20 protein-coding genes are annotated in these 22,231 nt (G+C 65.3%); 7 read left to right on the top strand and 13 right to left on the bottom strand.

Features of this window, described 5'->3' with window-relative positions; all coding sequences use genetic code 11:
* Window positions 1-742: 742 nt before the first annotated feature.
* The gene (locus LK542_RS11205; RefSeq protein ID WP_227811961.1) at window positions 743-1,870 is read left to right on the top strand and encodes a hypothetical protein; all 1,128 of its coding nucleotides are present in this window, start codon (window positions 743-745) and stop codon (window positions 1,868-1,870) included.
* 54 nt (window positions 1,871-1,924) lie between these two features.
* On the opposite strand, the gene LK542_RS11200 is transcribed toward LK542_RS11205, so the two are convergent.
* Together LK542_RS11200 and zwf are read right to left on the bottom strand one after the other, a co-directional pair.
* Window positions 1,925-2,779, bottom strand: a complete 855-nt coding sequence (locus tag LK542_RS11200) for an SIS domain-containing protein (RefSeq protein WP_227799294.1) — start codon at window positions 2,777-2,779, stop codon at window positions 1,925-1,927.
* A 12-nt stretch (window positions 2,780-2,791) separates the two neighbouring features.
* Complete coding sequence (zwf, locus tag LK542_RS11195) at window positions 2,792-4,261, bottom strand: glucose-6-phosphate dehydrogenase (protein WP_227811960.1); 1,470 nt, start codon at window positions 4,259-4,261, stop codon at window positions 2,792-2,794.
* Between the two features lie 238 nt (window positions 4,262-4,499).
* On the opposite strand from zwf, the gene LK542_RS11190 reads away from it, so the two are divergent.
* Complete coding sequence (locus LK542_RS11190; protein WP_227811959.1) at window positions 4,500-7,031, top strand: PAS domain-containing protein; 2,532 nt, start codon at window positions 4,500-4,502, stop codon at window positions 7,029-7,031.
* Window positions 7,032-7,190: 159 nt separating this feature from the next.
* Here LK542_RS11190 and LK542_RS11185 read toward each other — a convergent pair whose 3' ends face one another.
* Both LK542_RS11185 and pgi read right to left on the bottom strand, forming a co-directional pair.
* Window positions 7,191-8,087, bottom strand: coding sequence for an SMP-30/gluconolactonase/LRE family protein (locus LK542_RS11185; protein WP_227811958.1), 897 nt, complete (start codon window positions 8,085-8,087; stop codon window positions 7,191-7,193).
* 18 nt (window positions 8,088-8,105) lie between these two features.
* Window positions 8,106-9,749, bottom strand: a complete 1,644-nt coding sequence (gene pgi / locus LK542_RS11180; RefSeq protein ID WP_227811957.1) for a glucose-6-phosphate isomerase — start codon at window positions 9,747-9,749, stop codon at window positions 8,106-8,108.
* 226 nt (window positions 9,750-9,975) lie between these two features.
* On the opposite strand from pgi, the gene edd reads away from it, so the two are divergent.
* Genes edd through LK542_RS11165 form a run of 3 tightly spaced genes read left to right on the top strand, consistent with a single transcriptional unit; the run spans window position 9,976 to window position 13,101 of the window.
* Window positions 9,976-11,895, top strand: coding sequence for a phosphogluconate dehydratase (gene edd, locus LK542_RS11175; protein ID WP_227799289.1), 1,920 nt, complete (start codon window positions 9,976-9,978; stop codon window positions 11,893-11,895).
* An 8-nt stretch (window positions 11,896-11,903) separates the two neighbouring features.
* Window positions 11,904-12,527 (top strand): bifunctional 4-hydroxy-2-oxoglutarate aldolase/2-dehydro-3-deoxy-phosphogluconate aldolase, encoded by a 624-nt coding sequence (eda, locus tag LK542_RS11170; protein WP_227799288.1) that lies wholly within the window; start codon window positions 11,904-11,906, stop codon window positions 12,525-12,527.
* A gap of 52 nt (window positions 12,528-12,579) precedes the next feature.
* Window positions 12,580-13,101, top strand: a complete 522-nt coding sequence (locus LK542_RS11165) for a Rhs element Vgr protein (protein ID WP_227811956.1) — start codon at window positions 12,580-12,582, stop codon at window positions 13,099-13,101.
* A 56-nt stretch (window positions 13,102-13,157) separates the two neighbouring features.
* Here the strand turns inward: LK542_RS11165 and LK542_RS11160 are convergent, their stop codons facing one another.
* Genes LK542_RS11160 through LK542_RS11150 form a run of 3 tightly spaced genes read right to left on the bottom strand, consistent with a single transcriptional unit; the run spans window position 13,158 to window position 14,371 of the window.
* Window positions 13,158-13,550 (bottom strand): hypothetical protein, encoded by a 393-nt coding sequence (locus LK542_RS11160; protein ID WP_227811955.1) that lies wholly within the window; start codon window positions 13,548-13,550, stop codon window positions 13,158-13,160.
* Window positions 13,547-13,939, bottom strand: coding sequence for a hypothetical protein (locus tag LK542_RS11155; RefSeq protein WP_227811954.1), 393 nt, complete (start codon window positions 13,937-13,939; stop codon window positions 13,547-13,549). The genes LK542_RS11160 and LK542_RS11155 overlap by 4 nt, the downstream gene beginning before the upstream one ends.
* Before the next feature lie 39 nt (window positions 13,940-13,978).
* Window positions 13,979-14,371 (bottom strand): Hcp family type VI secretion system effector, encoded by a 393-nt coding sequence (locus LK542_RS11150; protein WP_374040134.1) that lies wholly within the window; start codon window positions 14,369-14,371, stop codon window positions 13,979-13,981.
* 346 nt (window positions 14,372-14,717) lie between these two features.
* On the opposite strand from LK542_RS11150, the gene LK542_RS11145 reads away from it, so the two are divergent.
* Window positions 14,718-15,725 carry a cyanophycinase gene (locus tag LK542_RS11145; protein ID WP_227811953.1) on the top strand — a complete coding sequence of 336 codons (1,008 nt, stop codon included), beginning with the start codon at window positions 14,718-14,720 and terminating at the stop codon, window positions 15,723-15,725.
* A 4-nt stretch (window positions 15,726-15,729) separates the two neighbouring features.
* Here LK542_RS11145 and LK542_RS11140 read toward each other — a convergent pair whose 3' ends face one another.
* Both LK542_RS11140 and LK542_RS11135 read right to left on the bottom strand, forming a co-directional pair.
* The gene (locus tag LK542_RS11140; RefSeq protein ID WP_227811952.1) at window positions 15,730-17,379 is read right to left on the bottom strand and encodes a sensor domain-containing diguanylate cyclase; all 1,650 of its coding nucleotides are present in this window, start codon (window positions 17,377-17,379) and stop codon (window positions 15,730-15,732) included.
* Window positions 17,376-17,792, bottom strand: coding sequence for a response regulator (locus tag LK542_RS11135; protein WP_227811951.1), 417 nt, complete (start codon window positions 17,790-17,792; stop codon window positions 17,376-17,378). Before LK542_RS11135 ends, LK542_RS11140 begins: the two co-directional genes overlap by 4 nt.
* A 296-nt stretch (window positions 17,793-18,088) precedes the next feature.
* Here LK542_RS11135 and LK542_RS11130 point away from each other — a divergent pair, with 296 nt between their 5' ends.
* Window positions 18,089-18,595, top strand: a complete 507-nt coding sequence (locus tag LK542_RS11130; RefSeq protein ID WP_227811950.1) for a DUF1203 domain-containing protein — start codon at window positions 18,089-18,091, stop codon at window positions 18,593-18,595.
* Here LK542_RS11130 and LK542_RS11125 read toward each other — a convergent pair.
* The 4 genes from LK542_RS11125 to LK542_RS11110 are packed head-to-tail and all read right to left on the bottom strand — an operon-like array spanning window position 18,565 to window position 22,229.
* Entirely contained in the window at window positions 18,565-19,056 is a 492-nt protein-coding gene (locus tag LK542_RS11125) for a GNAT family N-acetyltransferase (RefSeq protein ID WP_227811949.1), read from the bottom strand. The two genes, LK542_RS11130 and LK542_RS11125, sit on opposite strands and share 31 nt — an antisense overlap.
* Window positions 19,049-20,272, bottom strand: a complete 1,224-nt coding sequence (locus LK542_RS11120; RefSeq protein WP_227799281.1) for an ABC transporter permease — start codon at window positions 20,270-20,272, stop codon at window positions 19,049-19,051. The genes LK542_RS11125 and LK542_RS11120 overlap by 8 nt, the downstream gene beginning before the upstream one ends.
* Window positions 20,269-21,015, bottom strand: a complete 747-nt coding sequence (locus LK542_RS11115; protein ID WP_227811948.1) for an ABC transporter ATP-binding protein — start codon at window positions 21,013-21,015, stop codon at window positions 20,269-20,271. The genes LK542_RS11120 and LK542_RS11115 overlap by 4 nt, the downstream gene beginning before the upstream one ends.
* The gene (locus tag LK542_RS11110) at window positions 21,015-22,229 is read right to left on the bottom strand and encodes an efflux RND transporter periplasmic adaptor subunit (RefSeq protein WP_227811947.1); all 1,215 of its coding nucleotides are present in this window, start codon (window positions 22,227-22,229) and stop codon (window positions 21,015-21,017) included. The genes LK542_RS11115 and LK542_RS11110 overlap by 1 nt, the downstream gene beginning before the upstream one ends.
* Window positions 22,230-22,231 lie beyond the last annotated feature (2 nt).

The raw sequence follows: 22,231 nt of genomic DNA, 5'->3' as shown, positions 1-22,231 counted from the left end.
GCCGCTTCGCGATCCCACGATACCCAATAGAGCTGTCGGCTAGATAGTCTTGGACAACCGCGAGCTTGAATTGCTCGCTGTACTTGGTCATGAAAAAACCCCAAAAGTTGTGTCCAACTTTTGGGGGGCAGTTCATTCGGCGTCCCTTTTTATGCCTTGTCGCCTAGCGCATTAGAGCGCTTAACAGAATGGGAAAAGACTGTTGTTGTAGCGCTCCGACTAGTCCCTAATACGTCCGCTTTCGACCCACTTGCGGTCGTTCGATTTTTGTTGGGGCGTTTTGCCGGCATCCAGCGCCACTGGCGCATCAGCTATCCCGCGCATCCGGAAGAACACGTGTTCAACAATTTACTGCGCTCATCCATGCATGACTCTGTGGCAGGTATGCTCACGCAGCAACGTAGCCGCCTGTCACTGGCGCGCAGCCTGCGGAGAGCGTGTTGAGCGCGGCCGGTGGGCCTGTGCGTGTTTTTGTGAGTTTTGCGCCGCACCGAATGTGTAAGATGCTGATGACGGCCATTTAACGAAAGATTGTCATGATCACTGCACGCCAGCTTGCGCTATGCTCCGTTGTACTCCTGGCGGCATGCGGTGGCGGCAAGGACGACGCCCCGCCCGTGCCATCTCCGCCTCCTGCCCCGACGATCGCGCTGGCCCCTTCGGCGACGTCAGTCATGCTGAACGGTGCGGCGGTCGAGATCACCCAACACTGACGGGCACCTCGGGGCCGGTTGTCTGGTCGGTGACGCCGAAGGCGAGTATTGGCGACAACCTGTATACCCTCCCAGACAAGCCGATCGCCGCCTATGCAACCCCTCCGGATCTGAATGCGGACAAGGTCACGATCACGGCCAGCGCAGGCGGCATCTCGAGCTCGATCGAGTTGAAGGTGAAGCCATCGCCAGTGCCAGTGCCTTGGGTTACCCTGCCGGTCACATGGAATGTTCTTTTCGGCGACCCGCCCTCTCTTGCGGGACCGCGACCCGTTGCCTCAGCAGCCGATGAATCCGGCAATCTTTACCTTGCTTATTCTTCGCCCGTGTCGGAAATCAAGAAGGTGGCGACGGACGGCAGCATCACGACCTATGCGCATGTAGGCGAACCGATTTCGCTAGCCTTTGGCCCGAACCGGGTACTGTACGTTGTGGACAAACTCAATGCCTCCGCATATGCGATCCGCCGTATCGCAGACAACAGGACGGTGTCCACGTTGACGCAAACCGCGCCATATGAGGCTGCAACAGGAACGGTCGATGGCTCCTCTGGCGTCGCCACCGCTTATACATTGGACCTCGCGGTGGCGCCAGACGGTGCTGTGTATGCGACCGATGGCTCGAGGGTGCGCAGGATCGCGCCCGACGGTTCTTTCTCGACCTTGGCAGGAGGCGGTTGCGAAGCCGGCACCCCGCCGGGAGCGACCTGCGCCGACCGGAAAAATCCAATCGACGGCCTTGGCACGCAGGCACGATTCATGGGACCGGCTGCAATCGTTACCGACAAAGCGGGGAACCTGTACGTCAGCGACCAAGCGCTGATCCGGAAGATCACCCCTGCAGGCCAGGTCACGACGCTTGCCGGTCGAACCAGCCGGAACTTCGACTTCCTCGACGATATCGATGGCACGGGCAACGCCGCCGTTTTCAGCGGCAATAGCCCAATGACCATTGATGCTGACGGCAATCTGTACAAGCTCGGAAGTAGGGGGCAGCTGAGAAAAATTACGCCATCCGGCGTTGCAACTACAGTGGCAAGCTCTCTGGGTTTTACTGGAATGCAACCTCAAAACGCCATCGTGTCACTCTATGCTGGCATTCCTGGCGTCGTGATCTTGCAATCGTATGCGCAGTTGAGCAAGGTCCGAATTGACTGATGCAGACAATGGAAACACGCCTGCGACAGGAGTGTTTTCGGCGTTCTTGGCTAATCAGCCGATGAAGGAATCGAACTGCATGTCGAATTCCTGCAGCGCCTTCTGGGCGTTCTGCATCTTCTTGCGGAATTCCGGCCCGCGCTGCAGCGCCAGGCCGACAGCCAGCACGTCGATCACGACCAGGTAGGCCAGGCGCGCCGAGATCGGCGTGTAGGGGTCGATCGCGAACACCAGGTCGATCGGGATGAACAGGGTCGCGATCTCGGCCAGCGGCGTGCCCGAAGGCGCCAGCACGATCACGTCGGCGCCACCGCGGCGCGCCAGTTTTGCAGAGCGGGTCAGTGCCGGATTGTTGCCGCGCTGCGAAATCGCCACCACCGCGTCGCCCTGGCGCAGCAGCGCCGCCGCGATCGAGTGGATCGCCGGGTCGGTGTAGGCCACGGTGGGCACGCCCGAGCGGAAGAATTTATGCTGGGCGTCGGCCGCCACGAAACCGGAAGAGCCCTGGCCGTAGAACTCGATCTTGTTGGCGCGAGACAGGATGTCGAGCGCCTTCTGGACCAGTTCCGGCTTGAGGTTGTTGCGCAGGTCGAGCAGGGTGTTGATCGAGCGGCTACAGATCTTGTTCACCAGGTCGGACGCCAGGTCGTCCGGCGCCGGCTGCTCGTTCGCGCCCGGCAGCGCCAGCGCCAGGCCCTGGGCCAGCTTGAGCTTGAACTCGTGCCAGCCGTCGTAGCCGAGGGTGCGGCAGAAACGCACCACGGTCGGCTCCGACACCTGGGCGCTCTTGGCCAGGGCCGTGATGTTCTGGCTGACGGTATTGGCGGGCGCCGCCAGCACCGCGAGCGCCACCTTGCGCTCGGATTTCGAGAGCGAGTCGAGCTGGGTGCGGATGGAATCGAGCAGCATGGCGTGTCCCGCTCAGTCTTCGGGCAGCACTTCTTCGCGCCACTGCAGCCCGTCGCGCCCGATCAGGGCGCTCGAGGCGGCCGGGCCCCAGGTGCCGGAGGTGTAGGGCACCGGCGCGCTGTCGTCCTGCTCCCAGTATTCCAGGATCGGTTCGACCCATTCCCAGGCCGCTTCCAGCTCGTCGCCGCGCATGAACAGGGTCAGCTGGCCGCGCAGCACGTCGACCAGCAGGCGCTCGTAGGCTTCCATGCGCGGGCTGGTGAACTGCTCGCGGAAGTCGAGTTCGAGTTCGGCCTGCTTCAGGCGCATCGAGTCGCCCGGGGTCTTGGCCATCAGGTTCATCGACAGGCCTTCGTCCGGCTGCAGGCGGATCACCAGGCTGTTCGGCTGGAAGCTGGAGGTTGGCTGGTTGAAGATCGAGTGCGGGATCTGCTTGAAGCGCACCACGATCTCGGCCAGGCGGTCGGCCATGCGCTTGCCGGTGCGCAGGTAGAAGGGCACGCCGGCCCAGCGCCAGGTGTCGATCTCGGCCTTCATGGCAACGAAGGTCTCGGTGCGCGAGCCCTTCGGGGCGCCCGGTTCGTCGCGGTAGCCGGGCACCGCCTGGCCGTCGATGTGGCCGGCACGATACTGGCCGCGCACGATGTTCTGGGACAGGGTGGTCGGGGTGAAGCGCTTCAGGGAGCGCAGCACCTGCAGCTTGGCGTCGCGCACGGCGTCCGGCGCGATCGAGCTGGGGGTCTCCATCGCCACGATGCACAGCAGCTGCAGCAGGTGGTTCTGCAGCATGTCGCGCAGCGCGCCCGAGGTGTCGTAATAGCCCAGGCGGTTGCCCACGCCGATCTTCTCGGCGATGGTGATCTGCACGTCCGAGATGTACTCGCGGCGCCACAGCGGTTCGAACAGGATGTTCCCGAAGCGCAGGGCCAGCAGATTCTGCACCGTTTCCTTGCCCAGGTAGTGGTCGATGCGGTAGATCTGCGATTCGGCGAAGACCTTGCCGACGTCGGCGTTGATCTGCTTGGCCGAGGCCAGGTCGCGTCCCAGCGGCTTTTCCAGCACCACGCGCGAATTCGGCGTGACCAGGCTGGTCTTGGCCAGGTTGTCGCAGATGGTCGCGAACAGGTGCGGCGGGGTGGCCAGGTAGTAGACGCGGGTCAGCCCTTCGTCCTTGCGCAGGGCCTCGGCCAGCGGCGCGAAGCTGGCGACGTCGGTGGCGTTGAGCGAGACGTAGACGATACGCTTCAGGAAGCGGGCCCAGGCTTCATCCGTGGGCGGCTCCTTGATGTGCGGTTTCGAGTTCTTTTCGATGAACTGCAGGAAGTCTTCCTGGGTGGAGTCGTCGCGGCCGACGCAGATGATGCGCGCCGTGTCCGGCAGGTCGTTGCAGAGGTCGCGCGCGTACATGGCGGGAAGCAGCTTGCGCATCGCAAGGTCGCCGCTGCCGCCAAAGAAAACGAGGTCGAAGTCAAGAAGGGCCATGGTGGATATCGGTGCTGAAGAGGGTGAAAGCGCGGTTGTAAATTTACTACACAGATATTGACTTTGCAAGTAAATTTACTACGCAACCTGTCGGCGGCCTGCGCCATGGTGCCATATTTGCAGAGCGGCAGGCGCTGGCCCGCCCTAGCGAAACAGGGTGTCGGCAAGTGATCGTTACAATGTCACAAATGCACACTGCCGGTGCGCGTGCTGCCGGCGGCTCACTCAAAAGGCCCTGATGTTTTCTGCCCCCTTGTCCACGTGGTCCGAGGAACTGCGCATCCGCCTGCACCAGCACGACTGGGCATCGTCGGTGCTGGGCGCGCCGGACACGTGGCCGCCGGCGATCCGGATCGTGGTGCGGCTGATGCTCGATGCGCGCCATCCGATGTTCGTGTTCTGGGGGCCGGAGCTGGGCATGCTCTACAACCAGCCCTATGTCGAGTTCTTGCAGGACAAGCATCCATCTGCGCTTGGCCGGCCCTTCCGCGAGGTCTGGCCCGAACTGTGGCCGCAGCTTGCACCCCTGATCGAACGGTCACTGGCGGGGGAATCGATCTATATCGAGGACATGCCGCTGGTGATGTTCCGCAACGGCTGCCACGAGCAGACCTGGTTTACCTTTTCGTATTCGCCCATCCACGCCGATGACGGCAGCATCGTCGGGCTGTACGGGACCGGCACCGACACCACGCGCCGCGTCACCACCGAGCGCCGGCAGGCACTGCAGGTCAGGATGGCCGACCAGCTGCGGGGCCTGTCTGATCCGCTGGAGGTGATGCGGCGCGCCAGCCGCCTGCTGGGCGAGGAACTCGGCGCCGGACGCGTGCTGTTTTGCGAGATGGCCGAGGAAGGCAGCGATGGCATCTTCCACACGAATTACACCGCAGCGCCGATGCATGAACTGCTGGGCTCATTCCAGACGGAGGAATTCGGCAGCGTGATCGCGCGCCTGCGCGCCGGGCAGACCAGCGTGCTGGCCGACATCGAGGCCGAACTGGGCCAGTGCGAGCCCGCTACGGCCGCCAGCTTCCTGGCGATCGACACGCGCGCCGAGCTCAGCGTGCCGGTGCTGCGCGGCGGGCGACTGACCAGCATGCTGATCGTCAACCACCACCAGCCGCGTGCCTGGACACCGTATGAAATCGCGCTGGCCGAGGACGTCGCCGAGCGGGTCTGGAACGCGGTCGAGCGGGCGCGCGCCGAAGCCGCGCTGCGCGAGGCCAATGCGCAGCTGGAGGCGCTGCTGGGCGAACGCACCGCCGAGCGCGACCGCCTGTGGGACATGGCGCAGGAACTGCTGGCGGTCGCATCGACCGACGGCTACTTCGTCAGCGCGAACCCGGCGATCACGCAGGCCGTGGGCTGGACCGAGGAAGAGCTGCGCGCGACCCCGTTTACCGAGTTCGCCCACCCGGAGCAGCGCGAGGAGCTCCTCGGCGTGGTGGCCCAGCTGGCGGCCGGCAAGACCATCACCCGCTATGAAATCCGTACCCGCCACCGCAACGGTAGCTACCGCTGGCTGTCCTGGACCGTGGTGCCGCAGGGGCGCCTGCTGTACATGGCCGGGCGCGACGTGACCGAGGAAAAGCAGGGCCAGGAAGCGCTGCACCACGCGGAAGAAGCCCTGCGCCAGGCGCAGAAGATGGAAGCGATCGGCCAGCTTACCGGCGGACTGGCGCACGACTTCAACAACATGCTGGCGGGGGTGGTGGGCAATCTGGAGCTGGGGCGCTTCCACTACAACGCCGGCCGCATGGAGGTGCTGCCGCGCTACCTCGACGGCGCCCAGCAGGCGGCCCAGCGCGCCGCCACGCTGACCCACCGCCTGCTGGCCTTCGCGCGCCGCCAGACGCTCGAGCCGCGGCCGACCGATGTCAACGAGCTGGTACGCTCGATGGCCGACCTGGTCACCCACACCATGGGGCCCGGCATCGCGGTCGAGTTCAGGCTCGAGAGCCGCTGGCGGATGACGCTGTGCGACCCGCACCAGCTGGAGAACGCGATCCTGAACCTGGCCATCAATGCGCGCGACGCCATGCCGCGCGGCGGCCGGCTCGAGATCGCCACGTCCGACGTGGAGCCGGACCGCCGCGGCGCCGTGTCCGGACTGATGTCCAACGGTTACCTGCGCATCAGCGTGATCGACAACGGCTTCGGCATGGATGCGGAGACGGCGGCGCGCGCCTTCGAGCCCTTCTTCACGACCAAGCCGATCGGGCAGGGCACGGGGCTGGGCCTGTCGATGGTGTTCGGCTTCGTCAAGCAGAGCAACGGCCAGGTGAGCATCGCCTCGACGCCGGGCGAGGGCACCGCGCTGCACATCGACCTGGAGCGCTACACGGGAGAGACGCAGTCGGCACGCGTCGCGACCGTCCTGCCGCAGGAGGCAAGCCCCTCGCGCGAACTGACCATCATGCTGGTCGACGACGAAGCCTCGCTGCGCGAAGTCCTGTCCGAAGTCCTGCGCGACGAAGGGCACACGGTGTTCGAGGCAGGGGACGCCAGCACGGCGCTGGCCAAGCTGCGCCACATCGACCACGTCGACTTGCTGGTGACCGACATCGGCCTGCCGGGCGGGATGAACGGCCGCCAGCTGGCCGAAGCCGCGCGCGCCGGCGGCGCCGGCACCAGGGTGCTCCTGATCACCGGCTATGCCGAGTCGGCGCCGCCGGAAGAAGGGCTGATGGAAGGGGTGCACCTGATGATCAAGCCTTTCGCCCTGGTCGACTTCAGGGCCAAAGTGCGGGAAATTACTGCGAAACTGTAGGGTGGGCGGGGGAATATAGTCCAGTGGACTATATTCCCGCCCACGCGGTCAACCAAAGCATGTGAAGCCATGGAGCGGGCCGAGATACGTAATTTGACCGCGTGGGGTAATCAGGGCCAGTGGCCCTGATTGCGAGCCGCCCACCCTACGAGCAATGGTTCAGTGCTGGTATTCCGGCTCTTCTCGCCCGGCGACGTCGACGCGGATCGACAGCAGCTTGCCGCTGAGCGGATAGCGCGCCAGCTCCTCGGGCGAGCGGCCATGGCTGGCGCTGGTGATGTAGAGCGTGCGCAGGTCGGGGCCGCCGAAGGCCACCGAGGTCGGGCAGCGCAGCGGCAGGGCGATCTCGCGCAGAATCTCGCCTTGCGGCGACAGACGCAGCACCCGGCCGCCCTCGAACATCGCCACCCAGTAGGCGCCTTCGCTGTCGACCGTCGCGCCGTCCGGACGGCCGCCGTAGTCGGCCGCGCTTTTGTCCGTCGAGAAGGTCTTGATGGTGCGCCCGTTCGAATGCGCGCCGGTGGTCGGATCGTAGTCGTAGCAGTCGATCCGGTGCGTGGTGGTATCGGCATGGAACATGGTCCGTCCGTCCAGGCTCCAGGCCAGGCCGTTCGAGTTGGTCATGTTGCCGGCCCAGGCCTGGCGCAAGCTGCCGCGCTCGAGCACGTACATCTCGGCAGCCGGCTTGTCGCGCGGCTCGTACATGGTGCCGATCCAGAAGCGGCCCGCCGGGTCCACACGGCCGTCGTTGAAGCGCACGATCTTCGTGTCGTAGGGCGCGTCGGCGATCGGGGTTTCCTTGCCGCTGGTCGTGTTCAGGCAGATCAGGCCCGAGCGCGTCGATACGATCAGGTTGTTGTCGGCGTCGATGGCCAGCGCCGACGGCTCGGTGGCCATCTTCCAGTACGAATACTTGCCGCTTGCCGGGTGCACCCGGTTGACCGTGTAGCCGTTGATGTCGACCCAGTACAGCGCCGACTCGACCTCGTGCCAGGTCGCCGCTTCACCGACGAGCATGGGCGCGTCGTGCACTACCTCGAATTTATCCGTTGCCATGTATGTAAGTGGATAGGTTCAGAACGCGGCCTTGGCGCGGGCGATCAGGCCGTTGGTGGAGCTGTCGTGCAGGTCGGGCTGGGGTTCGCCCGCCAGCTCGGCCTCGATCTTCTTCGCCAGCACCTTGCCCAGCTCGACGCCCCACTGGTCGAAGCTGTTGACGTTCCAGATCACGCCCTGCACGAAGGTCTTGTGCTCGTACAGCGCGATCAGGGCGCCCAGCGTGGCCGGGGTCAGGCGTTCCATCAGGATGGTGTTGCTCGGACGGTTGCCGGGGAAGGTCTTGTGCGGCGCCAGGCGCTCGACTTCTTCCGGCCCCAGGCCCTGCGCCTGCAGGTCAGCGCGCACTTCATCGATGGTCTTGCCCTTCATGAAGGCTTCCGACTGGGCGAAGCAGTTCGCCAGCAGCGCGCTGTGGTGGTGCTCCATCTCGTGCGCCGGGCGCAGCGCGGCGATGAAGTCGATCGGGGTCAGGTCGGTACCTTGGTGCAGCAGCTGGAAGTAGGCGTGCTGGCCGTTGGTGCCCGGCTCGCCCCAGATCGCCGGGCAGGTCGGGGTGTCGACCGGCTCGCCTTCGCGCGTGACGGACTTGCCGTTGCTTTCCATGTCGAGCTGCTGCAGGTAGGCCGGGAAGCGGTTCAGGTCCTGGTGGTAGGGCGCGATGGTGACCGAATGCGCATCCAGGAACTCGCGGTTCCAGAAACCCACCAGGGCCAGGATCGTCGGCATGTTCTGCTCGATGGGCGCCGTGCGGAAGTGCTCGTCCATGGCGTGGGCGCCGGCCAGGAAATCGGAAAAATAGCCGAAGCCGACGGCCAGCGCCACCGACAGGCCGATCGCCGACCACACCGAATAGCGGCCACCCACCCAGTCCCAGAACGGGAACATGTTGGCCGGGTCGATGCCGAAGGCTTTGATGGCCTCGGTATTGGTCGAGACGGCGACGAAGTGCTTTGCCAATGCCTCTTCCGGGGCGCGTTCCAGGAACCAGCTGCGCGCGGTCTGCGCGTTCATCATGGTCTCGGCCGTGGTGAAGGTTTTCGAGGCGACGATGAACAGCGTGGTTTCGGGATCGACCTGGGACAGCGCCGCGTCCATGTCGTGGCCGTCGACGTTCGAGACGAAATGCATGCGCAGACGGGGGTGGGCATAGTGGCGCAGGGCCAGTACCACCATCTTCGGCCCCAGGTCGGAGCCGCCAATGCCGATGTTGATGATGTCGGTAATCGGCTTGCCGGTACGGCCCAGCCATTCGCCGCTGCGCACGGCATCGGTGAAGCTGCGGATACGGTCGAGCACCACGTGCACGTCGGCATTCACGTCCTGGCCGTCGACCACCAGTTTGCTGCCGCGCGGCGCACGGAGGGCGGTGTGAAGGACGGCGCGGTTCTCGGTATTGTTGATGCGTTCGCCCGCGAACATCGCGTCGCGGCGCGCCTCCACGCCGCGCTCGCGCGCCACCGCCGCGAGCAGTTCAAGCGTGCGCCCGTCGAGGCGATTTTTTGAATAGTCTAGGAACAGCCCCGCGGCCTCGACCGAGAGTCTGTCGAAACGCTGGGGATCGGCAGCGAACAGGCTGCGCATCTCCCAGTCTTCGGCCTCGAGGGCGTGGTTTTCGAGAGCCTGGAAGCTGGCGGTGCTGGTGAGGGAAGGCTGGCGCATGAGGTCGGTGTCGAAGGAACAATATTGTCAAGTGCAGATTATCGAATAATACAGGAAGCAGGCGTAAATTCACTACACAAATAATGGTCGCCTTGATAGCGGCCGCTTCTGCGCGGGATCCCCACTTTTGACGAGTTCAGTCAGCGGTAAGAGGGAAATCGCGCTGTCTGCGCTGGTTTTAAATCTGTAGTAAAATTTCAGATACTAAATTTAAGAAGGAACGATCATGGCGCTGCACCCCGTAGTCGAACAGGTAACGAACCGGATCATCAAGCGCAGCCGTCCCTCGCGTGCGGCCTACCTGGCGCATCTGGAAGCCGCCCGCGTGCAGGGCGTGCAGCGCGGGGCACTGTCGTGCACCAACCTCGCGCACGGCTTCGCCGCCTTCCCGGCCAACGACAAGCTCAAGCTCAAGGAATACAAGAAGCCGTCGGTGGCCATCGTCTCGTCCTATAACGACATGCTGTCGGCGCACCAGCCCTTCGAGTACTTCCCGCAGGTGATCAAGGAAGCCGTGCGCGAAGTCGACGCCGTGGCCCAGTTCGCAGGCGGCGTGCCGGCCATGTGCGACGGCGTCACGCAAGGCCAGCCGGGCATGGAACTGTCGCTGTTCTCGCGCGACACCATCGCCATGGCCACCGCGGTGGCGATGTCGCACAATATGTTCGACGCCGCCCTGTACCTGGGCATCTGCGACAAGATCGTGCCGGGCCTCTTGATCGGCGCGCTGCACTTCGGCCACATCCCGGGCATCTTCGTGCCGGGCGGCCCGATGACCTCGGGGATCTCGAACAAGGAAAAGGCGGCGATCCGCCAGCGCTACGCCAAGGGCGAAGCCACCCGCGAAGAACTGCTGGCGGGCGAATCCGCGTCCTACCACGGCGCCGGCACCTGTACCTTCTACGGCACCGCCAACAGCAACCAGATGCTGATGGAGATGATGGGCCTGCACATGCCGGGTTCCGCCTTCATCACCCCGGGCACCCCGCTGCGCGACGCGCTGACCAAAGCTGCCTCGCACCAGGCCGTGAAGATTTCGCAGCAGGGCGGCGAATACATGCCGATCGGCCGCATCGTCGACGAAAAGAGCATCGTCAACGCCATCGTCGCGCTGCACGCGACCGGCGGCTCGACCAACCACACCCTGCACCTGGTGGCGATCGCACGCGCGGCGGGCATCGTGATCGACTGGAACGACTTCGACGAACTGTCGAAGGTGGTGCCGTCGCTCACCAGGATCTACCCGAACGGCGAAGCCGACGTGAACCACTTCCAGGCCGCCGGCGGCCCGGGCTTCGTGATCCGTGAACTGCTCGATGCCGGCCTGGCGCACGAGGACGTCAACACCATCCTCGGCCACGGCCTGCGCGCCCACTGCAAGGAGCCTTTCCTGGGCGAAGACGGCCGCGTGGTGTGGCGCGACGTGCCCGCGCAGAGCGGCGACGAAGCGGTGCTGCGTCCGGCCAGCAACCCGTTCGCGAACAATGGCGGCATGGTGCTGGTGCAGGGTAACCTGGGCCGCGCGGTGATGAAGATCTCGGCGGTGAAATCCGAGTATCACGTGATCGAGGCTCCGGCCATCACCTTCGATTCGCAGGAAGACTTCATGCTGCGCTACAAGGCCGGTGAACTGAACCGCGACTTCGTGGCCGTGATCCGCTTCCAGGGCCCGCGCGCCAACGGCATGCCGGAACTGCACGCCTTGACGCCGGCGCTGTCGAACCTGCAGGATGCCGGCTACAAGGTGGCGATGGTGACCGATGGCCGCATGTCGGGCGCGTCCGGCAAGGTGCCGGCGGCGATCCACGTGTCGCCCGAGATCCTGGCCGGCGGTCCGCTCGGCCTGGTGCGCGACGGCGACATCATCCGTGTCGACGCGACCAGCGGCACCCTGGAAGCGCTGGTGACGGACACGGTCTGGGCGTCGCGCCGCATGGCGACGGCCGACCTGTCGAAGAGCCACATCGGCATGGGCCGCGAACTGTTCGCCATGTTCCGCACCCATTCCAGCCCGGCGGAAGAGGGCGCGGCGACGTTCCCGCTGCCGTCGCCGATTGAAACCACCGTACCGCTGCACGAAGGCATGCACGTCGAAGAAGGGCAGCCCGGTTCGGACGAAGACTTTCTCTTTAGGACGCAGAAATAATGGGACAAATGAGCTTACTTGAAATCATGCGCTCGGCGAGCGTCATCCCCGTCATCGCCATCGACGACCCAAGCCACGCCGTACCGCTGGCAAAGGCCCTGGTGGCGGGCGGCATCCGCGTGCTGGAAGTCACGCTGCGCACCGAGCACGGCTTGCAGGCGATCCGTGACATGAGCCAGGTGGAAGGCGCGATCGTCGGCGTCGGCACGCTCACCCAGCCGCACGAATTCGAAGCCTCGCGTGATGCGGGCGCCGTGTTCGGCGTCTCGCCGGGCCTGACCGCGACCATGATCGAAGCGGCCAAGAAGAGCGGCCTGCCGCTGCTGCCCGGCGTGATGACCCCGTCCGAAGTGATGGCCGCGCGCGAGCACGGCTTCAAGCAGCTGAAGCTGTTCCCGGCGGTGCCGGCGGGCGGCGTCGGCATGCTGAACGCGATCGCCGGCCCGCTGCCGGACGTGACCTTCTGCCCGACCGGCGGCATCTCGATCGAGACCGCGCCGAAGTTCCTGGCCTGCAAGAACGTGGCCTGCGTCGGCGGTTCCTGGCTGACGCCGAAAGACCTGATCGCCGCAGGCGATTGGGCCGGCATCACAGAACTGGCGAAGGCGGCTTCCGCGCTGCGTGCTGCCTAAAGAGCTCAAGCAAAGACCCCGTTCCCGTCCCCTGACGGAGAACGAGATCGCGATGGCGTCGCTGCTGTTCGGCGACGCCATCGACTACAGCCGCGTCCGTATCCACGGCCGCCGCTACATGCCCTTCCAGCCGAAGAACTGCTGCATGACCCCGAACGGCAGCATGTACTTCCACCGTTCCTGCTTCCTTCCCGACTACACCCGCGGCGACCCCGGCGCCATCCACTGGTTCATGCACGAGATGGTGCACGTGTGGCAGCACCAGCTAGGCTACCCGGTGCGCCTACGCGGCGCCGTGCGCATCGGGCTTCCCTATGCCTACACGCTGCGCGAGGGCGCCACGCTGGCCGACTACAACATGGAAGCGCAGGGTGATCTGCTGGCGGATTACTTCGTGCTGAAATTCTTGCGCAAGCCGCAGGCCATGCGCCAGGGGCGCTATCGCGATTGCCTGGCGCTGTACGAAGAGGTATTGGCCGGCTTCGTTGCCGATCCCTCCGGCGCGGCGAATCTGCCTCGCGGGTATGGCCGCTACCTGCTGCATTTGAAGCGGCAAGTACGACGCGGGGACTAGTCTCGAAAGTAGCTGCGACGGCTCCGAGGCGTCCATGCGAATGTGGTGAGGCGATGCTATGCGAAATGGTCACTCTTCGCCACTCGCTGGAGTTGGGGCGGCAAAGAGAGAAGAACAAATACAACTAGCGATACGAACGACGCGGAAACGACAAGTTCTATCGCCGCATCCTTCACGAAAAACCGGGGATTGGGAACAAAGAGGGTCACGTACAGAAACGCAAGATTGAGCATCCCAGCCCCAAGTGAAATGAGAATTCGTTGGATCATCGCCGTGCGGCCTCGCCGGTATTTGAGAACCAGCCATGTGATGGCTGCCATGCCGAGGAATCCCATGACGAGAATGTTGAAGGCAGTCTCCGAGCTTAGGTTTGGTGTGATTTTGGCTCCTATTAGCAAGTGAAGCACCATCACAAAAAAGGCAATTCCGAGCGAAATAAGCGTTCTCATGCGAAAGGCTCGATGGATGGACAATTGAAGTACATTCCGGCGTTACTGCCGCCAGCCTTGACCACTTCTTCTACAAAGTTCACACAGTTGTGCGGCAAGATTCCCCATTGCCATTTCTCCGCTAGTAGTTGAACTAGCTTGGCATGTGCGCCAATTGGGTCAGGAATGTTGAGGATCCAGCGGCGAATTTCTCGCTTGTTGTTCTCTCTCCGATAGCGCATGTAGCCTTCCTCGCGCATGAACCAAGGGCGGCTATTCCAGCCGTCAACGTGGAAATACCATTCACCGAGGGCGAGCAGCGTATGGCCGCAGAAATTGATCCCCCAACCTGACACGATAACAGCGCGGGTCATCTTGAAGTCGAACGGTTTTATGGGGCACTGGTTCATTGTTTCGCCAAGGTAGGGGCCTGACATAAGCGCCTCCGATTAGCAGACGCGGTTGGTGCTGCAGTTCCAGCCGCCAGTAGAGTTGCCCTGCGTGCCGCCCTGGATGGATTGGCGTACGTATTTCCATTGAATTCTGGAGAATGCCAACTGGACCCGTTCAACGATGATCCCTCCATCCCCGCTATCTGGGGTGATGCTGGCAATCAGCAGGTTTTCTAGCTCGATGCGGAAATAGGGGATTGGGTTGCCGTTGCTGTCCGCTCTCATAAACTCGAAAGCCGCCTTGTTGATGGTCTTCCCTGCTGCGCAAGTTTGCAGCAAGACCGGCGAGGAAATGTCTGCAAGCTTCTTGAAGGTGATCGGGTACAGGTCGGCCCGACCGCTCGTCAAGCCCCCGGCTGTAGACACTGTTTCGGCTCTGGGCTGGTAAATCGAGTACTGGACCTTGCTAACTTCAATCCAATCTTGTGTTTGTCATCGCTCGACTCACCCTTGATCCCGTCTATCTGCAAGTATGCGTCGTTCATGCTGCCCCCGTTGTAGTAGAACGGCGATTCTTGCCCGACTGAACAGGGACAAGCTTGGTAAGAGTCAGGAAGACGGGCGAGCAAGATCAATGAGGCTAGTCCCTGCGAAACGTTGATGCTGCAAGGAATAAAAGGCTGTGAGTCTATACGTATGTAGCATGCGTAGACCGGTGCAATGAGCATGGTTCAGTTGTGCCCGCTTGATGTTCAGTGCGAAAATGGGCTCCCGCTTTCTGTTCTGAAAGGGTCCCATGAACACGTCCTTCCTCTCGCGGATGTTCCGCACCGCGCTTTTCACGCTCGCACTTGGCGCCTCGCAAACCGCGCTCGCAGCCAAGCCTTACCAGCACTTCGTCGTCGGCGACGGCAGCAACGTGGTCCTGCCCAAGCCGGCCTATCCCTCGCTGGTGCTGATGGGCGGCGGCCCTGACGTCGATGCGGCCTTCCAGTGGATGATCCAGAAGTCCGGCGGCGGCAACTTCGTCGTCATCCGCGCCACCGGCACCGACGCCTACAATCCCTACATCTACGCGATGGGCGGGGTGCGCTCGGTGGAGACCCTGATCATCCCAAGCCGCGCCGCTGCGAGCGACCCCTTCGTGCTGGAACGCGTGCGCAATGCCGAAGCCGTGTTCATCGCCGGCGGCGACCAGAGCGATTACATGCGCTACTGGAAGGACACCCCGCTCGACGACGCCCTGCAGGAGCTGGCCAACCGCAACGTCCCGCTCGGCGGCACCAGCGCCGGGCTGGCGGTGCTGGGGCAGTTCATCTATACCGGCGAGAACCAGTCGGTCACTTCGCCGGAAGCGCTGGCAAACCCCTACAACAAGAACGTCACCCTGGGGCGCGACTTCCTCACGCTCCCCGGCATGGGCCGGGTGATCACGGATTCGCACCTGGACACGCGCGACCGGATCGGCCGCCTGGTGGCCTTCATGGGCCGCATTGTGAAAGACGGCTGGACCGGCACCGCGCGCGGGCTCGGCGTCGACGTCGAGACGGCGCTGCTGGTCGAGAACGGACAGGCCCGGCGCATCGGCCTGGGCTCGGTCTACTTCCTGCAGACCGTCGGCCTGCCGCAGGTGTGCGCGCCGAAGACGCCGCTGACCTACCGGAACCTGGGCGTGCAGCGCCTGTCCGGCGCCGGCAGCTTCGACCTGAACAACTGGGCCGGCTACGGCTCCACCACCAACTATTCGATCTCGGCGGTGCAGGGCGTGCTGAGTTCGACCCAGCCGGGCGGCTCGGTCTACTAGCGACTCACTGTCCCACCGTGCGCAGGCCTGCCCGGCGGGTCGGCGCCGCGGCGAACGCCGGCATGCCGAGTTCCTTGATCGTGTAGCCGTCGCGGCCGCTGCGCTTGGTCTGGTACAGCGCCGCGTCGGCGTGCTGCAGCAGGTCGCCCACCGGCGCCACGGGGAACCGGGCCACCGCAACGCCGATGCTGGTGGTGACCGGCAGCGATATGCCGCCGCCGATGTCGAACGGGCGGCGGATCGCGCGCAGGATCTTGGCGGCGAAGCGGCGCGCGTTCTCGCCCGACTCCAGGCGTTCCGACACGATCACGAATTCGTCTCCCGCCAGCCGGTAGCTGCGGTCGGTCGGCCGGGTCACCGTGCGCAGGCGCCGCGCGAACTCCTTCAGTACCGCGTCGCCTGCCGCATGGCCGTAGGTGTCGTTGATCGACTTGAAGCAGTCGACGTCGAGGAAGGCCACCGCCAGGCCGTAGCGGTAGCGCGCGGCCTGTTCGATCAGGAGCGCCACTTCGTGGTCGAACTGGCGCCGGTTGCCGAGCCCCGTCAGGGTGTCGGTGAGACTCAGTTCCTTCAGCTGCTGCTCCGCGATCTGGCGCTTGACCGACAGCGAGTGGAAGGCGCGTCCCAGCGCGCCGATCTCGTCGTCGCGTTCGAGCTCGAGCACGCCGATGTCGGCTTCCTCGCGCTCGACGGCGTGGACGTGGCGGCGCAAGGCCCGCAGCGGCCGCAGAAGGACGACCATGGTGGCCCAGCCGACCACCCCGGCGCATACCGCAAGGATCGCGGCCCAGGTCCAGGCGTGATGGCGCGCGCGCGAGATGCCGGCCAGGGCTTCGTCCGCCGGGAAGGCGGAGGCGAGCACCCAGCCCGAACTGCCGACCTGCTTGTAGGTGAGCAGCGAAGGCGTGCCCTGGGCGTCCTTGCCGAAGGTCCAGCCATCCCAGCCCTGCATGGCGGCGCGCGCCATGGCCGGCAGGGGCGCCTCGTCGCCGGCCTTGAGCGCATGGCGGCCGCGGTCCGGGTGGTACAGCAGGGTGCCGCTGCGGGTCAGGGCGAACAGGTAGCCGGTGGCGCCCGGACGCAGGCGCGCCGCCTGGCTGAAGAAGGAAGAGTCTTCCAGACTGGTCCCGCCGCACAGCACCAACACGGTGCGGCCGTGGGCGTCGACCACCGGCTGGGTCAGCACCACGACGGCGCGGCCGTTGGCCGTGCCGGCGGGCGGCTGCAGCGTCAGGGCGGCGCCGGTCTGCACGGTCTCGCGCAGGCAGCTGCTGTCGGCCAGCTGCGAGCGCAGGAAGTAGCCGGGCTGCTGCAGGCCGGCGATGCGTCCGGCCGTATCCAGCACGACCAGGTCGGCAAACGCCTGGCGCAGGCCTGGATGGTGCGCCAGCATGTCCTGGATGCGGGCGCCGCCGGTCGTTGGCTGCTGCGCCATCTCTTCGGCCAGCGTGCGCAGGAGGGTGCGCTTGGCGTCCAGTTCGAAAGCCAGGTGGGCGGCAGCGCTGGTCAGCAGGGCGTATTGCTGGCGGCCGGTCGACTCCTTCATCTCGCGATAGGCGACTTCGAGGGCGACAGCCGTCACCAGCATGCAGGCGGCGGCGACCAGCGCGGTCACGGCGGCGGTGAGCCTGCCTTTGAGGGTCTTGGGAATCATGGCGGTCCTCCTTGCGCCAGCACCGCCAAAATCTCGGCCAGGTTCGGTGGCTTGGCCAGGTGATGGTCGAAACCGGCCGCCGTCGTGGCGGCGCGGGTCTCCGGGTCGGCGCGCCCGCTCAGCGCGGCGATCCGGGTATGCCTCAGGCTGGGCAGGCTGCGCAGGCGGCGCGCCACTTCGAAGCCGTTCATGCGCGGCATGGCGAGGTCGAGGAACACCAGCTCGGGCCGGAAGCGGATCGCCGCCGCCAGTGCGTCGGTGCCGCTGAATGCGGTCTCGACGTGGTGTCCCTGGCGCTTCAGGGCCATGGACAGCAGCGTGGCCGCGTCTGCGTTGTCGTCGACGACCAGCAGGCGGCGCCGTTGCGGCATGTCGGCGTCTGGCTGGGTGGTCTTGCCTGGATTGCTGTGCACGATAAGGTCCTGGGATGCTGGTGAGCCATCCTGGACGGAATCGGCTGCCAATGTGAACGGGGGTGTTGGCGTGATTCTAAAAGCGTTTGCGGCGCCGTTGACGGCCGCAGGAACGCTTCCCCCCTAGGTGGTGGAAGTTTCCATAAGGATACAAATTTAGGACATCTGACAATCTTTTGGCACGGCAGTATGCATGCATATCGCACTCAGATCCCGGGATTCGCGCGCAAGAAGCGGAGTGCCGCTCGCAGCCCGGCAGGGCATCCTCGCAGGCATCGTACAACTGGAGAACCCTGATGCTTGCAGCCGCCATGTCCACCGCCACCCAGCCGGCGCCACCGTTTCGCATCGCGCCGCTGGCGCCTGCTTTCCTGGCGCGGGTGAGAGAAGCCAGGGACGACCTTGGCCAGCCGGTCGAGCGCCATGTCGCCAGGGGCGGCGAACCGCTGCGCGACTGCCTGCGCCGCGCCAGCCCGGGCGAAGCGATCCTGTTGGCCAGTTATTGTCCGTTTACGCTGGCCGGCCCCTATCGCGAATACGGGCCGGTGTTCGTGTCCGCAGCCGCCCAGCCGCAGCCGCGCCTGGATCGGCTGCCTTTGGAAGGCGAAGCTCCCTACCTGGGCGAAGCGTTTGTGCTGCGCGCCTACTCGCGCGAGGAGCGCATCCTGGATGCGCGCATGAGCAGTCCGGGCGCAGCGTCCGGCGACCTCGCGGCCTTCCTGGCGCGACCCGAGGTCGCATTCGTGCTGGCGCGCTTTCCCACCTACGGCTGCTACGCGCTGCGCATCGAGCCTGCCAGCTGAGACAAAGGCGATGCGGCCCGCTCGAGCACGTACCCGACTTCTGTGCCGCCTTCCGGCAGCCGGGTCCAGCCTTGCGCGGCGTAGAAGCGGTCAGCCCGGGTGCCGTGCGTGGTAGTCAAACTGATGCGCTGGTGGCCCAGTTCGAACAGCCAAGAGACGGCAAGGCCGAGCAGGCCCTGGCCGAGACCGAGGCCTTCGTGCACGGGGCTGACGAACAGGGCCCAGATCGAGGCCCGGCTGCGGTCCGCATAGCAGAAGCCGGCTACGCTGCCGTCGACCTCGGCCACCCAGCCATGCCCGTCGCGCTCGAGATAGTCCTCGTACATCTGCAGGGTCACGCGTGTGGGATCGGACAGCACGTTCTCGCGCACCGACAGGCGGATCGCCGACATGGCGGGAATGTCGGCGCGGCGCGCGCGCCGGAACCGTCCCTGTCCGTGGATGAGGGCAGCATCACTCATGGCGCAGGCAATCCACCGGCAGCAGGCGCGAGGCACGGCGCGCCGGGTAGAAACCGAAGAACACGCCGACCGCGCTGGCGAAGCCGCAGGCCACCAGCACGCCCTGGAAGGTCAGGAACACGTCGAACTTGCCGGTGGCGGTGATCGCCGCCGCGCCGCCCATTGCGATCGCCACGCCCACCAGGCCGCCGGCCACGCAGATCACCACCGATTCGGCCAGGAACTGCAGCAGCACCGCGCGCGGGCGGGCGCCGATCGCCATCCGGATGCCGATCTCGCGGGTGCGTTCGGTCACCGACACGAGCATGATGTTCATGATGCCGATACCGCCCACCAGCAGCGAGATCGCGCCGATCAGGCCGAGCAGCAGGGCGACGCCGGCGCTGATCTTGTTGGCGGTTTCCGCGAACGACGCGATGTTCTCCACCCGGAAAGTGTCCGGATCTTCCGGCCGGATGCGGTGGCGGACGCGCAGGGTCTCCTTGATGTCCTCGACGGCTTCGTTCAGCGCCATGTCGGGCCGCCCCTGCGCCGCGATGTAATGGACGTTCTGCGGGAAGGGCGAGCGGATCAGGTTGGCGCTGGCGGCGGTGATCGGCACCAGCACCAGTTCCGCGATATTCGAGCCGTCGATCTGCTTGCCTTCGCCGGCCAGCACGCCGATCACCTGGAACGCGACGTTCTCGATGCGGATGTAGCGGCCCAGCGGATCGGTCTTGTAGAAGAACTGGTCGGCCACCTTCTGCCCGATCACCACCATGCGCGCGGAGGCGCGGACGTCGGCCTCGCTGAACAGGTTGCCCTGGTCGAGGCGCCAGTTGCGGATCTTGAACATGGCCGGGGTGACTCCGTGCACGGCGCTGTTCGCCGTTTCGTTGCCGGCGCTGAGTTTGAAGCTGCCCTGCAGGGCCGGCGCAGCCCCGACCAGGCTCGGCATCCGGTTCAGCGTCGCCGCGTCCTCGAGGGTGATCGACTGCACGGCGCCGGTCCGCGCGCGGCGCTCGCTGGTACGGTCGCCGCCCGGGAACACGTAGAGCATGTTGGTGCCGAGCGCCTGGAGTTCCTTGCCGATGAAGCGCTGCATGCTGTCGCCGATGGCCAGCAGCAGCACCACCGAGGCGATGCCGATGACGATGCCGAGCATGGTCAGTGCGGTGCGCAGGCGGTTTGCCGCCATCGAGCGGAAGGCCTCGATCAGGATCTGGATGAAATTCATGCCGGCACCTCCGCCGGGTGTGTGTGCACATTGGCGTTCAGCTGGCGCAGGCCTTCCGCGGCAGGGCCGTCATACAGCACGCGGCCATCCTTCAGGCGCACCAGGCGGCGGCTGTAGGCCGCCACGTCGGCTTCGTGGGTCACCAACACGATGGTGATGCCGCGCTCCTGGTTCAGCTGGCGGAAGCTGTTCATGATGTCGTCGCTGGTCTGGGTGTCGAGGTTGCCCGTCGGTTCGTCGGCCAGCAGCATCGGCGGATCGGTGGCCAGGGCGCGCGCGATCGCCACGCGCTGCTGCTGGCCGCCGGACAGCTGGCTCGGGGTGCGTTTCGCCAGCCCGTCCAGGCCGACGCGTTCGAGCTCCTGCAGCGCGCGCGCATGCGCCTTGCCGCGGCCGACGCCCGCATAGATCAGCGGCAGCGCCACGTTCTCCGCCACGCTCATGCGCTTGATCAGGTTGAAGCTCTGGAACACGAAGCCGATGCTGCGGTTGCGGATGTCGGCCAGCTGGGCGCGCGACAGCGAGAGCGTATCGACGCCATCCAGCAGGTAGGTGCCGGACGTGGCCTGGTCCAGGCAGCCGAGGATATTCATGAAGGTCGACTTGCCCGAGCCCGACTGGCCCATGATGGAGACGAAGTCGCCGCGCGCCACCTGCAGGTCGATTCCGTGCAGTACGCGGGTCTCGACGCTGCCGCTGACGTAGGTCTTGGTGACGCCGCGGATATCGATCAACGACGTCATTACAGGCCTTCTTTGGTCTGCGCCAGCGCACGCGTGACCACCTGGTCGCCCACCTTCAGGCCGCCCGACAGCACTTCGGTATAGCGGAAGTTCGACAGGCCGACGCGGATATCGACGGGCTGCGGCTGGTTCTGCGCGTCCAGCCGGTAGACCTTGAACATGCGCGCGGTCTCGCTCGCGCTGCGGAAGGCCAGGTCGTCGTCCGGCGTCGACGCCGGGCTCAGGGCGACCTGCTGCACCTTGCCCTTTTCCTTGTCCTTCTTGCGCTGCTTTTCCAGCTCTTCCTCGGGCAGGGTGAAGCGCAGCGCCGTGGTCGGGATGCGCATCACGTTCGGGCGGTTGGCCACCACCAGGCGCACCTGGGCCGTCATGCCGGGTTTCAGCATCTCGTCCTTGTTGTCGACGTCGAGCACCACGTTGTAGGTGACCACGTTCTGCACCACGTTGGCGGCCAGGCGGAACTGGCGCATGGTGGCGTGGAATTCGCGGTCCGGGTAGGCGTCGACCACGAAGCGTGCCGGTAGGCCGTCCTTCAGGGGGCCGACGTCGGCTTCCGACACGCTGGTGTCGATCTGCATCTTGGTGAGGTCGCGCGCGATCTGGAACAGGTTCGGCGTGTTGAACGAGGCCGCCACGGTCTGGCCCAGGTCGATGGTGCGCTTGATGATCACGCCGTCGATCGGCGAGCGGATCACGCTGTTGTTCAGGTCCGCGCGTGCGCGGTCGAGCTGGGCCTGCGCCAGCTGCACGTTGGCGCGCGCCACGTCCATCTCGCGCTTGCTCTGGTCGAGGACCGTGCTGGACACGAAGTTCTGCGTCACCAGCTGCTGGTTGCGGTGGTAGTTGGCCTCAGCCAGCTTCAGGTTTGCCATGCTGGAGGCGCGGCTGGCCTCGGCCTGGCGGATCTGGGCATTGAAGATGGTCGGGTCGAGCTTGAGCAGCACCTGGCCCTTGGTGACGCGGTCGTTGAAGTCGGCGTTCAGCTCGACCACGGTGCCGGACACCTGGGAACCGACGTTCACCAGCGCGACCGGGTTGATGGTGCCGGTGGCAGTGACGGTCTGCTTGATGGCGCCCATGTCGACCGCGGTGCTGCGGTACTTCGAGGGCGGCAGCTTGGGCTCGCCTTTGGGCGCCAGCCAGGCGGCTGCAGCGCCGCCCACCACGATCACCGCGGCGGCGATCGCCACCCGCTTCCTGGTAAACAGTTTCATTG

Origin of the sequence: Massilia sp. IC2-477, from assembly GCF_020707265.1 — a bacterium.
Lineage (GTDB): Bacteria > Pseudomonadota > Gammaproteobacteria > Burkholderiales > Burkholderiaceae_D > Telluria.
Note: the sequence above shows the minus strand (reverse complement) of the source record. Positions and strands in the feature narration are given on the sequence as shown.